At 39.6% G+C, this 15,220-nt stretch carries 17 protein-coding genes; 6 read left to right on the plus strand and 11 right to left on the minus strand.

Annotated features, from left to right (window positions below; translation table 11 throughout):
- Positions 1-59: 59 nt before the first annotated feature.
- Positions 60-1,742 (minus strand): formate--tetrahydrofolate ligase, encoded by a 1,683-nt coding sequence (locus M2369_RS13360; protein ID WP_047946657.1) that lies wholly within the window; start codon positions 1,740-1,742, stop codon positions 60-62.
- A gap of 138 nt (positions 1,743-1,880) precedes the next feature.
- Between M2369_RS13360 and metA the strand changes: the two genes are divergently transcribed.
- Positions 1,881-2,789 carry a homoserine O-acetyltransferase MetA gene (metA, locus tag M2369_RS13365; protein WP_008346374.1) on the plus strand — a complete coding sequence of 303 codons (909 nt, stop codon included), beginning with the start codon at positions 1,881-1,883 and terminating at the stop codon, positions 2,787-2,789.
- A gap of 227 nt (positions 2,790-3,016) precedes the next feature.
- Complete coding sequence (locus M2369_RS13370; RefSeq protein WP_007500831.1) at positions 3,017-4,168, plus strand: diglucosyl diacylglycerol synthase; 1,152 nt, start codon at positions 3,017-3,019, stop codon at positions 4,166-4,168.
- A 34-nt stretch (positions 4,169-4,202) separates the two neighbouring features.
- On the opposite strand, the gene M2369_RS13375 is transcribed toward M2369_RS13370, so the two are convergent.
- Positions 4,203-4,904 carry an AIM24 family protein gene (locus M2369_RS13375; RefSeq protein WP_007500832.1) on the minus strand — a complete coding sequence of 234 codons (702 nt, stop codon included), beginning with the start codon at positions 4,902-4,904 and terminating at the stop codon, positions 4,203-4,205.
- A 267-nt stretch (positions 4,905-5,171) separates the two neighbouring features.
- Between M2369_RS13375 and cspD the strand changes: the two genes are divergently transcribed.
- Positions 5,172-5,372, plus strand: a complete 201-nt coding sequence (cspD, locus tag M2369_RS13380) for a cold-shock protein CspD (RefSeq protein ID WP_003215784.1) — start codon at positions 5,172-5,174, stop codon at positions 5,370-5,372.
- A gap of 51 nt (positions 5,373-5,423) precedes the next feature.
- Here cspD and M2369_RS13385 read toward each other — a convergent pair whose 3' ends face one another.
- From M2369_RS13385 to M2369_RS13395, 3 genes are all read right to left on the minus strand, one after another.
- Positions 5,424-5,606, minus strand: a complete 183-nt coding sequence (locus M2369_RS13385; protein ID WP_008346368.1) for a hypothetical protein — start codon at positions 5,604-5,606, stop codon at positions 5,424-5,426.
- Positions 5,607-5,777: 171 nt separating this feature from the next.
- Positions 5,778-5,960 (minus strand): zinc-finger domain-containing protein, encoded by a 183-nt coding sequence (locus M2369_RS13390; protein WP_096881553.1) that lies wholly within the window; start codon positions 5,958-5,960, stop codon positions 5,778-5,780.
- Between the two features lies 1 nt (position 5,961).
- Positions 5,962-6,633: a ribonuclease H family protein gene (locus M2369_RS13395; RefSeq protein ID WP_259254566.1), complete on the minus strand. Its 672-nt coding sequence runs from the start codon at positions 6,631-6,633 to the stop codon at positions 5,962-5,964.
- 94 nt (positions 6,634-6,727) lie between these two features.
- Here M2369_RS13395 and M2369_RS13400 point away from each other — a divergent pair, with 94 nt between their 5' ends.
- The 3 genes from M2369_RS13400 to M2369_RS13410 are packed head-to-tail and all read left to right on the plus strand — an operon-like array spanning position 6,728 to position 7,983.
- Complete coding sequence (locus M2369_RS13400; protein ID WP_007500834.1) at positions 6,728-7,417, plus strand: queuosine precursor transporter; 690 nt, start codon at positions 6,728-6,730, stop codon at positions 7,415-7,417.
- 1 nt (position 7,418) lies between these two features.
- Positions 7,419-7,814 (plus strand): reverse transcriptase-like protein, encoded by a 396-nt coding sequence (locus tag M2369_RS13405; protein ID WP_017359712.1) that lies wholly within the window; start codon positions 7,419-7,421, stop codon positions 7,812-7,814.
- A gap of 43 nt (positions 7,815-7,857) precedes the next feature.
- On the plus strand, positions 7,858-7,983 hold the full coding sequence (locus M2369_RS13410) for a hypothetical protein (protein WP_008346357.1): 126 nt from the start codon (positions 7,858-7,860) through the stop codon (positions 7,981-7,983).
- Positions 7,984-8,023: 40 nt separating this feature from the next.
- Here the strand turns inward: M2369_RS13410 and M2369_RS13415 are convergent, their stop codons facing one another.
- The 6 genes from M2369_RS13415 to M2369_RS13440 form a co-directional block, all read right to left on the minus strand.
- On the minus strand, positions 8,024-8,911 hold the full coding sequence (locus tag M2369_RS13415; protein ID WP_047946659.1) for a 5'-3' exonuclease: 888 nt from the start codon (positions 8,909-8,911) through the stop codon (positions 8,024-8,026).
- A 274-nt stretch (positions 8,912-9,185) separates the two neighbouring features.
- Complete coding sequence (locus tag M2369_RS13420) at positions 9,186-9,449, minus strand: YpbS family protein (RefSeq protein WP_135009182.1); 264 nt, start codon at positions 9,447-9,449, stop codon at positions 9,186-9,188.
- Between the two features lie 41 nt (positions 9,450-9,490).
- Positions 9,491-13,084, minus strand: a complete 3,594-nt coding sequence (dynA, locus tag M2369_RS13425) for a dynamin GTPase (RefSeq protein WP_259254570.1) — start codon at positions 13,082-13,084, stop codon at positions 9,491-9,493.
- A gap of 131 nt (positions 13,085-13,215) precedes the next feature.
- Positions 13,216-13,323, minus strand: coding sequence for a Fur-regulated basic protein FbpC (gene fbpC / locus M2369_RS13430; RefSeq protein ID WP_306172627.1), 108 nt, complete (start codon positions 13,321-13,323; stop codon positions 13,216-13,218).
- Positions 13,324-13,387: 64 nt separating this feature from the next.
- Positions 13,388-13,897 (minus strand): isoprenylcysteine carboxyl methyltransferase family protein, encoded by a 510-nt coding sequence (locus M2369_RS13435; RefSeq protein ID WP_047946661.1) that lies wholly within the window; start codon positions 13,895-13,897, stop codon positions 13,388-13,390.
- Complete coding sequence (locus tag M2369_RS13440) at positions 13,897-14,994, minus strand: type III polyketide synthase (RefSeq protein WP_259254572.1); 1,098 nt, start codon at positions 14,992-14,994, stop codon at positions 13,897-13,899. Before M2369_RS13440 ends, M2369_RS13435 begins: the two co-directional genes overlap by 1 nt.
- Positions 14,995-15,220 lie beyond the last annotated feature (226 nt).

A 15,220-nucleotide genomic window follows, 5' to 3' on the forward strand; every position in this document is an offset into this window, starting at 1 on the left:
GATTCACTTTTTCCTATCGTAACATGCTTCTTTTAGAAAATCGCTTTTTATGCTTCCTGCTAAAAGAGTCCAGTCACACTGCCGTCTTCTAATAAATCCATCTCAAGTGCCGCAGGTTTTTTAGGGAGACCTGGCATGGTCAGAATGCTTCCCGTTAGTGCAACGATAAAACCTGCTCCTACAGAAGCTTTTAACTCTCGAATCGTAACGGTGAAGCCTTTTGGTCTGCCGATTAAAGCCGGATCATCCGATAGTGAATATTGCGTTTTTGCCATACAAACCGGCAAATGGGCCCAGCCATTTTTCTCAATTGCAGCTAGCTGCTTTCTTGCTTTTGATGTAAGGTTGACGCCGTCTGCACCATAAACCACTTTGGCGACTTTTGACAACTTTTCTTCAATGGAATCTTGCTCCTCATATAAATAAGAAAAGCTGTTTTCATTCTTTTCAATGAGTGTCGTGAGCTCTTCGGCAAGTGCTACGCCGCCAGCTCCTCCTTCTTCCCATACATTGACGGCTTTGACTGGATGTCCATTCGTTTCGCACCAGTTTTCTATTGCTTGAATTTCTTCTTTTGTATCGGTAATAAAACGGTTCACTGCAACGATGTATGGTAGACCGAAGGCTTGCACTGTTTCAATATGTTTCTCTAAATTATGTATACCTTCTAATACAGCCTGTGCATTTGCTTCCTTGAGCTCTGTTTTCTGCATTCCGCCATGCATTTTAAGCGCCCTGACAGTTGCTACAATGACAACAGCGCCTGGTTTAAAATCACCGGCTCTTGTTTTAATGTGAAGAAATTTTTCCGCGCCGAGGTCTGCACCAAATCCCGCTTCTGTTACGACGTAATCTGCTAGTTTTGCCGCCATTTTTGTGGCAATTAAACTATTGCATCCATGTGCAATATTGGCAAAAGGACCACCATGAACAAGGGCTGGAGTTCCTTCAATCGTTTGAACAAGGTTTGGTTTCAGCGCATCTTTTAAAAGCAAGGTTAATACGCCTTCATATCCTAGATTTCCAACTGTGACCGGTTCACCTTCTTGATTGTAGGCAACAACAATAGAAGAAAGACGTTTTTTTAGATCGTTTAAGTCGTCTGCTAAACAGAGGATGGCCATCATTTCGGATGCAACCGTAATATCAAATCCATCTTCTCTAGGGTACCCATTTAATTGACCGCCAAGTCCTACGACCACTTGTCTTAGAGCACGATCGTTTAAATCTAACACTCGTTTCCATACAATTCGGCGTGCATCGATCCCAAGCTCATTTCCGTGATGGATATGATTATCAATAAAAGCAGATAAAGCGTTATGTGCAGATGTAATCGCATGAAAATCCCCTGTGAAATGAAGATTGATTTCTTCCATAGGTAACACCTGTGAATATCCGCCGCCAGCTGCACCACCTTTAATACCCATTGTGGGACCTAGTGAAGGTTCACGCATGGCAATGATCGCTTTTTTCCCAATTTTCTCGAAGGCTTGACCGAGGCCAACTGTTACGGTGGACTTCCCCTCACCTGCTGGCGTTGGGTTGATCGAAGTCACAAGAATCACATTTCCTTCTTTTTGTTCCTTTAAACGGTCAAAAATAGTCAAAGATATTTTCGCTTTTGTGAAACCATAGCATTCTAATTCTTCGTCATGTATTTGTAATTTTGCTGCGATGTCTTGAATCGGTCTCAGCTTTGCCTTTTGGGCAATGTCAATATCTGATAAATGCTTTGTGATCATGATTAATGGCCTCCTTTTTTGACAGAAACAGCTTTCTTTTTTGCTCTATTTTTCATTGTAACATAATTGAAACATTGAAATATCGCCAGAAAGTTCCTATAATGAAGTGAAATTAGCTTTGGTTCAGGGGGTGGCGAGTTGCCTATTAACATACCAGTTCATCTGCCGGCAAAACAAATACTAGAGAGCGAAAACATTTTCGTCATGGATGAGACAAGGGCATTCAAACAAGATATCCGTCCTTTGAATATCGTGATCTTAAATTTAATGCCAAAAAAAATACAAACTGAAACGCAGCTGCTGAGAATGCTCGGAAATTCTCCTTTGCAAGTGTATTTTACATTTTTGATTCCAAGTACACATACACCGAAGAATACATCGAGAGAGCATCTAGATGAATTTTATACGACCTTTGACTCGATTCGTCATAAAAAATTTGATGGCATGATCATTACAGGTGCACCAATTGAGCATTTAGCTTTCGAAGAAGTTTCCTATTGGAAAGAACTGCAGGACATTTTGGACTGGAGTAAAACGAATGTGACGTCTACTCTCCATATATGCTGGGGGGCACAGGCTGGTCTTTATCATCATTATGGCATTGAAAAAATCAAGCTTCCAGAGAAAAAATTCGGTGTTTTTGAGCATCTTGTCAAAGAGAAAAAAGAAAGATTAGTAAGAGGTTTCGATGAAGTATACTATGTCCCACATTCTAGGCATACAGATATTAATACAGAACAATTAAAAAACACGCCGAATCTAAAAGTATTGAGCACGTCTGAGGAAGCTGGTGTTTGTTTAATTGTTTCAGATGATGATAAACAAGTATTTTTAACTGGACATCCTGAATACGATACAGATACATTGAAGCAGGAATATGAAAGAGATTTGTTGAAACATGATACAGTCAAAAAACCCGTCCACTATTTCATCGAAGATGGAGACACATTAGTTCCAGTGAACCGCTGGAAAGCCCATGCTACTTTGCTGTTTATGAATTGGCTTAATTACTATGTTTATCAAGAAACACCATATGTGTGGGAATAAAATAGACTGTAGTCTGATGATAAATGCTTAAAATGTGTTAAAATACAAATGGCTCTGTCTTCCATTATCAATTTAGTCTGTTTGTTTTTTAAAATTAGTTTAATTCTTTCGTAACGAATGATATGCTCTCGCTGTTTATATGTTATCTTTATGTATATGTAGACCTATGAGATTTATAGTTTCGTACGAAGTTTTGTTGTTGTTGATTACATTTGAGGTGAATATTCTTGAATACCAATAAAAAAATATTAATCTTGACCGCAAATTATGGAAATGGACATATGCAGGTTGCAAAAACACTGTATGATGAATGCAAATCCCAAGGGTTTGAACATGTGATAGTTTCTAATTTGTATCAAGAATCAAATCCCATTGTGTCCGAAGTGACTCAATATTTATATTTAAAGAGCTTCTCCATTGGGAAACAATTTTATCGCTTGTTTTATTACGGTGTAGATAAAATTTACAATAAACGCAAATTTAACATTTATTTAAAGATGGGAAATAAGCGTCTAGATGAATTAATTCAATTACACAATCCGGATATCATCATCATTACATTCCCGATGATTGTTGTACCTGAATACCGAAACAAAACAGGTAAAGTCATTCCAACATTTAATGTGATGACAGACTTTTGTCTTCATAAAATTTGGGTACATGAAAACATTGACCGATACTATGTTGCAACCGATTATGTGAAACAAAAGCTAGTAGAAATCGGCACACATCCAAGCGATGTCAAGGTAACAGGCATTCCGATTAGACCACAATTTGAAGTAGACGTGCCTAAATCGATCATCTATAAAAAATATGGATTATCATCAGACAAAAAAGTCCTTCTCATTATGGCGGGTGCCCATGGTGTACTAAAAAATGTGAAGGAACTGTGTGAAGCACTACTTCTTGACAGTGAAGTACAAATTGTTGTTGTGTGCGGTAAGAATGCAGCGCTGAAGCAATCGCTTAGCGAACTTGAACAAGCACACCCAAATCAATTGAAGGCGCTTGGATATGTGGAACAAATTGATGAATTGTTCAGAGTAACGGACTGTATGATTACAAAACCGGGCGGAATTACATTAACAGAAGCAACAGCAATTGGTGTCCCAGTTATTCTTTACAAACCTGTTCCAGGACAAGAAAAAGAAAATGCTCTTTTCTTTGAAGATTACGGCGCTGCCATTGTCATCAACAGACACGAAGACATTTTAGAATCTGTCACCAACTTGCTGCAAGACGAAGAAAAATTAGAATCCATGAAACAAAACATCAAAAAATTACACTTAAAACAGTCTTCTCAAACCATTTTAGAAGATATCGTCGAACAATCAGATCTGATCATGAGCAACAAATCGTATGCTCAAGCATTATCATAAAAGGTGTCCGTCATTGACGGACACCTTTCTTCTTTTAACCTTGATTCCCATTCGTTGTATACACTTCTTCAAACGGCTGCACGACAACAAAGCCACTTCCGCTAAACTTCATTTGAATGGACTCTCCGCTTCCCCTGCCAATAAACGTTTTGAACGATACATCTGTCACAAATTCAGTCTGCAAATCTCCTGACCATGCGACCGTCGCATTCGGATCTGTATAAACAGAATCACCTGGCTGAACAATCAGCGTCAGCGGTTCGTAATGACTTGTGATTGCCACAAGACCTGGTCCTTCAAGTTTGACATTAAATAATCCGCCTGCAAGCATGCCAGACACCTTTTTCATTAATTTAATATCCCACCGAACAGACGGTTCAAATGCGAGCAAGTCGTTTCCATTAACGAAAATAGACTCCCCTTGAGCCAATCGAAGAATCGAAATTTTTTTCCCTTGGTCTGCTACATATAATTTCCCATCACCTGTGGCCTTCATCAAAGAAGTTCCTTCTCCTGATAACATTTTTTTGAACATCTTTGACACACCGTGTTCAAACACACCTTCACGTTCAAACTTTATTTTCCCGCGATATGAAACCATGGAGCCTGTTTTTGCCCAAATGGTATCCGTTAAATTAATTTCTAACAATCTTGGTGTTTCAAGTTCAAAAACCCCTTCCCCTTTGTCTTCTTGCTGCGTATTCTGAACAAACTCCTCAATTGTGTAACGATTCATGACGCACCTCTTTCTGTATTTTTACTATATACGGACAAGTTATACGTTAGGTTTCATGAGATTAGGACGTTTTATAGATAAATGTCATTCACTAAAAAAACAAAAAAATCAAACATTCTGCTCAAAATTTGGCTTGCCTGCTTGACGCTTTACTTTTGATGGTGTATAGTGGAACCATCATTTAACAACTTCTTAAGTCGTTAGGTGATGAAAAATTTTTTTTAGTATGCCGAAAGGTGTGCTACAGTACTAGGAGGAAAAAGCAATATGCAAAACGGTAAAGTAAAATGGTTCAATAATGAAAAAGGTTTCGGCTTCATTGAAGTTGAAGGCGGAGACGACGTATTCGTTCACTTCACAGCTATCGAAGGTGACGGTTACAAATCTCTAGAAGAAGGACAAGAAGTTTCTTTTGAAATCGTTGAAGGTAATCGTGGACCTCAAGCTGCAAACGTAACAAAAATCTAATCAACTCAATCAATGATGAAACGACAAAATAAAGAGAGGCGTATGCCTCTCTTATTTGATTTTCAGCTGAATTTCAATCGCTAAAATATTTTGCTTTAATCTTTGTTCAATTTCAGAGATATCTTTTTCGAGAAAAGGTCTTCCCTTCTTTGCTACATCTACCAGTTGCTCTAGATCACTGTACACCTCTTGAAATGTCCGATGTAATACCGTTTCAAAATCCTTATTATCCATGCCGGCCTTCCCCTTTTCCTCTATTATCCGTCACTTAGTCAAAAAGTAACTCAACCAAAACTTTCTATAGTTATATCGGCTCATTTTTCAGAATATGTTCTTTTTTTACACATTCTATTCGTTTTTTTTCGTGAGCGTGTGATACATCTAGGGGAAAACCGGAGTGTACGCTTATTTTTTGAGTAATTCATTCCCGTATTGTTTGATCTTCTCTCCTACCGTGCATTGCTGTATACAAAAGGAGTGGGCGTATTTTTTGCCAAATTCTCTACGAAAGTGCTTTTTAATCAAGCAATCTGAACAATACGTGTCTTGAAGATCTGTTAATTCTTTTACTGCTGTTTTTTTATCCACTTTATTCAGCTCCGTCTGCTTCTAATTTCAACTTACTTTCGATAGGGACGTCTGCAAGTATCTGTCTGGCAAGCTGATCTGCTTCTGCATTTTGTTTACGATCGATGACTTCATATGTTGGCGTGAGCTTCAGCTCTTTGATCGCAGCCTCAATTCGGTCGAGCCATTTGTTATGTATATCATCATAACAAGGCCATTCCCCTTTGAGCTGATTCATCACAACAAGAGAATCTCCTCTAATCGTAACAGAGTTTCTGCTGGCTCCCAGTTCTTTTAAAGCTTTTACCGCTTCAAATAAAGCCGCATACTCTGCCTCATTGTTCGTGGTGCTCTGAAAAGGGTGATTCTTCCTTAACCGGCATGCATCCTGTCCGAGCTGATAATACACGACAATTCCAAGCCCAGCATCACCTGTTTCTTTGCGAAAACTCGCATCAAAATAGACCTGAAGCTGATCGGGTTCAAGCCTAAGTTCTTCGTTTAGCTTTTCAAGTTCTTTCATCGACCACATCGCACCCTTTTCATCTTCAAATGATAGAAGTGACTGCGGTTCTTTTTTGTCTATATGTTTTGCTAAAAGCAAGGCCTCTTTGAGCTCCATCCAATCTTCTTGGAAAAAAGCAATGGACCCAATCGATTTCACTTTCATTGTATAGTGCGCTCTTAGTTTCATTGATCACATCGCCTTCCCATACTTTTAAGGTAAACGTTCGTTATGCTATAATCAAAAAGTTACATTTTACATTTAGAAAGGAAGTTCATGTCACTTGTTTAATGAAGGTATTTGGATCTTATTTGCGATCATTAATTTTATCATTGTTCTTCTATTTTATAAAGGATTTGGCAAGATGGGGCTTTTCGTATGGATTGGTTTTGCAACAGTTGCTGCCAATTTACAAGTGGTCAAAACCGTTGAATTATTTGGCTTAACAGCAACACTTGGCAACATTTTATATGGCAGTGTGTTCTTTGCAACGGACGTCCTAAATGAAAAATATGGACAAACCGAAGCGAAAAAAGCTGTCTGGATTGGCTTTGCCACCCTTTTAACATTAACTGTTGTCATGCAGGAGGCTTTGCTTTTCCATCCCGCTCCATCTGACATTTCCCAATCATCATTAGAAACGATATTTGGCTTTATGCCAAGGGTCGCTCTTGGTAGTCTTGCTGCTTATATCATCAGTCAAATGTTAGATGTTTATGTATATTCGTTTATTCGCCGGATATTTCCTTCAGACGGTGCGCTCTGGCTGCGAAATGCCGGGAGTACAATGATTAGCCAGCTACTTGATACACTCGTTTTCACAACCATTGCCTTTCTTGGGACCTACCCATTCCATATATGGATCGAAATTTTCATCACGACTTATGTGATTAAATTTATCGTCGCTGCCATTGGCACACCTTATGCCTATGCGGCGAAAAAAATGGTTCCGATTGATGAAAGGGGGAAATAAATTGCCAGCTGAAATATATATTGACGGTGCTAGTGCCGGAAACCCAGGTCCATCTGGCATCGGCATTTTCTTGAAATATGACGGAAAAGCTGAGTCTTTCTCCATTCCTCTTGGCATCATGAGCAATCATGAAGCAGAGTTTTCCGCGCTCATTGAAGGCATGAAAATTTGCGTAGAAAAAGGATTACGGACCGTTTCATTCCGCACTGATTCACAAGTAGTGGATCGTGCAGCCAATGCAGGATTTGCCAAAAATCCATCTTTTCGTCATTTTATCGAAGAAATGCTGCAGCTTCAAAGCGAATTTGATTTATTTTTCATTAAGTGGATTCCGAGCAAGGAAAATCAAGTGGCTGATCAGCTCGCTAGAAAAGCGATTCACCTTTCAAAAGGATGAATCGCTTTTCTTTTGGTTATGCTAATGTGTGAGGTGATACGAATTGGATAAAGAGAACAGAGGCCGTGTCACAAACGGAACGACTCCTCAAGGTGATGCGCAAACGAAAGATAAACAGCCAATATCGCAATTAGAAAATAAGGCGAAAAAAAGCAACACAAAGGGCTAATACATGTAGCCCTTTGTTTCTTTTCTACATAAGAACAACCTTAACTGATTCCTAATTGACTTAAGCGGTTAACCATTGGTTCGATCCCTTTGATTTGATGCAAGCGAAGCATTGCCGCTGCCCGCTCTGGGTCCATTTTTATTTTTGTTTCGTCAATCGGACAGCTGAGTGGTACATCACATTTAATTTCTGCCAGTATACGAGAAAGCTTCAGATCTTCTAAACCTGCTTGCATTTTCTTTTGCTGAGCTGCCGTTAATGCATGAACATTTTCTAACAGTCGATCAATCGTTTGATACGTTTGAATAAATTTCAATGCTGTTTTTTCGCCGATTCCTTTTACACCAGGGTAATTATCGCTAGCATCACCCATCAGCGCTTTCATATCAATCAGCGCCTTTGGAGATATGCCCATTTCCTCTTCAAAAAGGGCTTTTGTGTAATGCTTATAATTCCCGATGCCTTTTTGCATTAAAGCCACGGTCACTTGTTCATTCAAGATCTGCAGCAAATCTTTATCTCCTGTTAAGACGGTCACATGTGCTTCGTTTTGATAGATTGATGCAAGCGTTCCAATACAATCATCTGCTTCAAAACCTTTCACACCAATGTTCATGATCCCCAGTTCTTCTGTCGCCTCTTTTGCTAAATCAAACTGTGGGATAAGCTCAACAGGCGCCTCGCCTCGATTGGCTTTATAATCTTGAAACAATTCGTTCCGGTATGTCTGGCTCCCCATATCCCAGCAGCATACGATATGAGTCGGTTCAAATGTTTGGACAGCTGTTAACAAATGCTTCAAATAACCATTCACTCCATTTGTCGGCACACCACGATCATTTATCATAAAATTACGATGGACAGCTGTCGCATAAAACGACCTAAAAAGAAGTGCCATTCCATCTACAAGTAAGACGTGTTTATTCATTCATCTAAACTCCCTTTTTATAAACAATACTCCTATTCTATCATAGAACATCGAAACGAACATAAAAAAGGCGCCTTCTTCTTTTGATAAAGAAGAGGCAGCCCGATTACTTTTTACCATATTGCATTTTTTTCGTTTCCGCTTCTGCGTAGGATGGCATGCCTTTTTCCTTCGGCATGCGCTCCTTCTGCTGCTTTACGTTTTGCTTTTTTGCCATGATCATTCCCCTTTCTGGTTCATTTGTTAAGATGACCAAAAATGAGAAAGTTACTCTTTAATTCTGTTTACGCTGGGTGTATTCCTCCACCATCTCAATCGTGACATGTTTACGAAGCGGAACAATTCCGCCTCGGGCAAGCTCATTCATTTTAGACGTAATGGCATTGATCTCATCTGTTGAAAATGGTTCATTGTGTTCACATTTTTTCACAGCCAATTCAATCGCCTGCTCTCTTTTTTGTTCAAGTGCAAGAAAAGATTGGATATGGGCATGTTGTTTCTGTGAATGTGCAGAAATTTCTTCGTGTACGCTCGTCATCGTCTATCAACTGCTTTCTTTTTTATATAGTCTATCATGAATCATATCGTTTTCAACTGGTTCTTCCATTCATTTGTTTGTTCATAAACTTGTTCAATGATCGCCTGTTTTTCAGCATCTGTTGTAAGGCTTGTCATAAATGTCTGTTTTTGCTCATTGAGCTGTTGGAGAGCATCTTGTTCGTACCTTTCCGTATAGGTCTTCACTAGCTTTTCATATCTGCTCAGCAACTCTTCTTTTTCGTTATCTGCCCAACGTGTTGTCATTTGATGTAGAACATCTCGAATGGCTTCAATAAACGTAGCCTTTTCATTTTGTTCAAAGAAGGCTTTCGCTGATTTTTGTTTCTTTAAAAGCGGCTCAAATGGTGTAATCTCTGCTTCAACTTCAATTTGTTTTAGCTCAGCATTTTTCTCCTCAGGGGCTGACAGACTAAGAGAAAAGTAAGGATCTTCCGCACATGCAGCCTGCATCCCTTTTTCCCACTCCTCCTGGAAATAATGATGGATAAACGATTCCATTCGGATATCAAGTGCCTTGAGCTCCTGCACAAATTCAAATTCATACTCCTTTAACGCTTTCTCAAGTGCCTTTTTTAACTGCTGACCAAAATTCCCTTGAGATATGCCAGGATAAAAAGCCGACTTTAATAGATCATTCGCAAATAATGAAAGCCGCTGTACAATATGATAGAGCTGTTCATGCACGTCTTTTCTTACGCTTTCGGTCACAAGTTTAGACCGTTTCACATCTTGCATTTTTTCGAGAATGGCTTCATAGGATGTCTTGATGTTTTTCTTTTCAGCTTCTTTCTCATCTTCTGATTGATGCAAGGTCGCACGTAGTCTATCGACCGTTGTACATAATGTACTAGCTTCAAAATGCAAAAGTTCAATGGCATCTTTCGTTAATTCTTCCTCGATAAAATAGTCGAGCTGTTTTCTCAGTGTTGCATATTGATTATAAGATGTCGGCTCTTTCCCTTCGATCTCTTCCTTACTAGACACATGATGCAGGTTTGGATTGCGGATACCTTCTTTTGTGAGCTCGCTTCGTACATAGTCAAATACGGTTTCAAGCTCTGCCTGATCCTTAGCCAAATCAGCTGCATTGATGATAAAGAACATTTTATCCATGCTAAAGGAATCTTTTACGAGTCCAAGCTTCCGTAAAAATGAGCGATCAGCTTTTGAGAAAGAATGCTGATAATACGTTAAATAAAGAAGGGCGTCTGCATCCTTCATATACTGGAAGGCGATTTCTGTATGACGCTTATTCATACTGCTTGCACCTGGTGTATCGACAATCGTCAGCCCTTTATCTGTCAGAGGTGTACTTAAATACACCGTCACTTCCTTCACCACACAAGAAACAGATTCTTCCGCTACATAAGGCTTTAATTCTTGAAGTGTGACATGTAAATTGGTTTGGTTGTCAATGTCATCATGAAACTTGGCATATGCTTGTAGAAAATGTTCTACAATGATTCGGTGATCCTGTTCGAGCTGCCGTTTTTTCAGCACTCTTTCCAGCTTTGCCTTAAACGAATCTCCTTTTTCTGTTGTGATCGAAAATCCAAGAATCTGATCGAGTTCCTCTAGAATGTCCTGCTTGGTTTTAAACACCACTTTGACACTTTCATGAGGATGATCTTCCGTAGGTCGTGTCAGTTTGTTAATTGTTGCAGTTGTTGGCGTAGGAGATGATGGTAACACCTTCCGTCCAACAAGCGCATTGGCAAAAGAAGATTTTCCAGAACTAAAAGCGCCAAATAAAGCGAGTGTAAATTCTTTTGCCTGTAGCCGTTCTGTTCGTTTTTCAAAGGAATCTCTTTGAGACTTTAGAATATCTAAAGGCGATAAAATGCGGGAAAGCTCTTTAAATTGTGCAATTGATTGTGCTGTTGTTAAATGCTGTGATTGGCGGTATTGATCGCGCTCTGTCCGTTCAGCAGCTTGATCGCTCTCTTCAACATGAATTGATGCGCGATTCATCTCCAGCTGGTCGTGCTGCATCCATTGCTTTTTCGCATAAAACCAGTCGCCTGGGATATGCTCATCCGTTCCGTTTTGCCAAATATCCCATAAATGCTGAATATCCTGTCTTATTTGTTCATTTTTTTCGTTATACTCCTCAAGGCTCTGAAGCTCTTGTTTCGCTTGCTCCCATTTTTCCTCTTGCTTCTCCTGTTCATTCTTGAGCTGGTCTTTCAAGGTTTCAATCATCTGTTCAATCAATTGAAGTGCTTGCTGTTTCGCCTGTCTTTTCAATGCTTCACCAGCATCTTTCGCATATTGAAGAACATATTCGTTAGAAAAAGTTGCCCCTTGGTGAATGACCTTTTCAAGCAAGGATTCTTCAATAGGTGTCTCAAATGCCATGGCTTTGTCTAATAACGCTTCCCCAAGCTGATGCTGTTTTATTTCTTTTTTGAGGAGCTCTGCAATGTGCCAGTCAACTTCCGCTTTCATTCTCTTTTTTACATCTGCTAAGAAATCATTTGCCCGCTTTTCCTTTTCCTGCTCGGTTTTATTTTTTGCAAAAAGTAAACCTACTTTAAAGCCAGGTGCTTTTGATTCGATATAGTCACTTGCAAGCTCTCGCATCTTAAATGGCGTGAGGTTTGCATTTTTTAAGATGTTCTCTACTTCAGAAGACACTTCATCTTCTACCTGCTTTGCACCATTTTCAATAAATCGGCGTTTCTCTTCTAGTTCTTTCACTTCATTCCTTTTTTCTTGAAGCTGCTTATCAAGGTCCTCTTCATGCAGTTCTTCTTTTAACGAGTCTATATGTTCTTTTAAAACATGTTCGATTTTCTGCTCTGTATAGGCTCGAAGTGATGCTTTAGGCATGGTTTGTAATTCTTGTAGTTTCTTCACTAAACGGATCATTTCGTTTTTTGGGTGTGCCTCATCCGTCACAGAAGTAAAATATAGATGTTCTTCTTCAATGCCTTCTTTTAAAAGCATCTCAACGACTTGTTTTTTGTAGTTTTCAAAAGTTGTCTCTTGTTCATCATGCCGATCCACTTGATTGACGATGAAATAAAGATTGGGCACTTTCTCCTTAATCGAGCGAATGAAGCGAATGTTTTCTTCAGAATGGACATGGTTATAATGAACGACATAAAAAAGAGCATCCGCTTGATGAAGAATAGAAGCAGCGGATAAAAAGTGCGCATGATCCGTTGAATCAATTCCCGGCGTATCAATGAGTGCCACTTTTTCTTCAAGTCCACTATAATCACCGCTAATTTCCACCATCTCAATTTGTTCCCCATCTTTACAAAAACGCTGCACCGCTTTTTTATCATAAGAACCGCTCATTTTTGCAAAACGTCCATCAGACGTATGGAGCTGAACTTCACTGACCCCTTTCCTGACAACAACCAAGTTTGCACTCGTTGGAATTGGGCTTGTGGGCAGGATGTGATCATGAAGAAGATGATTCACTAGTGATGACTTACCAGCAGAATAGTGACCGGTAAATGCGATATATACTTCTTCTTCAGCTTCCTTTTTCATAATAGATGCAAGTTTGGCTGCGCGCTCGTGATCATCCCTTTTCAGAAGGCTTTGATATAAAGCACCTGTAGTTTGAACGAGCGAATCTCGAATAGACAAGTCTTTCATGACGATAAACCCCTTTGTTTTTAGAAAAGTCAGTTATGTATGTGTACCATTTTACACAAAATAAAGAGATTTTTCTTCTCATCTGAGGAAATAAAAAAATCTGCTGCCCGATCAGTCGCAATGGACTGCAATCAGGAAGCAGATTTTTTTGAAACACCTTTTAATACGAAGCCAATCAATAAGCTGTATACACAGACCGTACCGAGTAAGAAAATCATTGTCATGTGATCACCGTCCATCCTTCATGATTGAGAATGTTTATCATTAATGAAAGTGTAGCACAATTGATAATGATTTTCAATATTAATTTAGTAAATACTGATTCAGTGCTTTTTCTTCTGTTTGAATTCTGACCATCATCATCCATCCATTTAAACACGTAAACAAAATGGCAGTAATAAATGCGTTAAATAGCAGCGGAATGAACATCAGTTCAATCGCCACCACCACATAGTTAGGATGCTTTAACCAGCGATACGGCCCCTTTTTCACAATCATTGCATTTGGAACGACTAAGATTTTTGTATTCCAATACGTCCCAAGTGAACATAGTGCCCAGTACCGAATCACCTGGGTTGCAAGCAGAAACACAAGCAGCAATAGAAAAAAACGAGACGGTTGACGATGCAGCAGCCATGTCTCTCCAATAAGCGAGAGGAAAAAAGCTGCATGCATAGCGACCATATAAGGATAATGGCTTGCACCAAATTCAATCGCTCCGAGCGCCTTCACTTTCTTTTCATTTCTTTTCGCCACAAGCATTTCAATGAGACGCTGACAAATGAAAATGCCAATCACTATCCAGAAAATCATCACGAGAGCCCCTCCCATTTCATGAGCAATAATTCTGACGAAAAGCCTGGACCAAGTGCTCCGCAAAGCCCCACCTGTCCTGCATCTAGTGACTGATGTTCAAGAAAATGCTTCATGACATATAAAACAGTGGCAGAGGACATGTTTCCATGCTGTTTCAGAACCTCTTTTGAAGAAAATAGCTGATGCTCTTGTAAAGATAAGCTTTCAAGATAGGCATCAATCACTTTTTTTCCTCCAGGGTGAGCAAGAAAAACGGATACATCCTCTGTTGAAAACCCTAGCTGATGTAAGAATTGATCCACTTGCTCTTTTAACCACCCAGAAATGATGGACGGAATGTCACGTGAGAAGATGACCCGAAATCCGTCGGCGGTAAAATCCCATCCCATCACATCCTCAGAATCTTTCATGGTCACTGACTGCGTGCCAAGCACTTTAGGTACTGTTTTTAACCGCGTATACTTAGAGGCAGCCTTTTCTCCAGTTAAAAGAACGGCCGCAGTCCCGTCACCGAACAGCGAGGTTCCAATTAAATTGCTTTTTGATTGATCTTGCGGCTGAAAAGTGAGGCTGCAAAGCTCGCAGGCAACAACGAGCACTTTCGCTTCTGGATACGCCCTGATGTATTCATAAGCTCGAGATAAGCCTGCCGCCCCGCCCCCGCATCCTAACCCCCAAATTGGCACTCGTTTCGTATAAGGAGAAAATGGAAGAACATTCATCAGCTTTGCATCAAGACTTGGTGTTGATAACCCTGTACTGGAGATGAAAAACAAAGCATCAATCTCATCAAAAGGAACTGGCATTGTAAGGAACGCTGTTTCATGCAGACAGTGAAAAACGGCTTCTTTCGCATGAGCCAATGCTTTTTCGATATAGAGGTCGTTTTTCTCTTCAAAAGAGTGATGTTCTTGATACCAATCAATAGGCTGTACAAACTGCCTGCTCTCTATTTCGCCATTATTAAAAGCTTTTAATAGCCGATCAATATCTTTAAACGATCGTTTAAATTGAGACCTTGCAAAATGAGCAGCTGCTTGCTGATTCACATGATGTTTTGGCAGACTTGTTCCAACTGAAAGAATGTATGCCATCGGCTTCACCTCTTTTTTCGGTTAATATCCCCAATCAAAAAAAGGATATACATGCCAAAACGACACAATTCAGTCAAAATATTTTCCTCCGTCTAACTTTTTGTCTTGACGACAATTGATAAATATTGGATAATATAGGTGAAAACATGATGTAGTTTTCCTCCTTCACAGGTTCGTTCCAAGCCAAGCGAACCTGCTTTTTTTATGCAATTTTAATAGAATTAGT

It is taken from the genome of Bacillus sp. JUb11 (assembly GCF_024807925.1).
Classification (GTDB): domain Bacteria; phylum Bacillota; class Bacilli; order Bacillales; family Bacillaceae; genus Bacillus; species Bacillus altitudinis.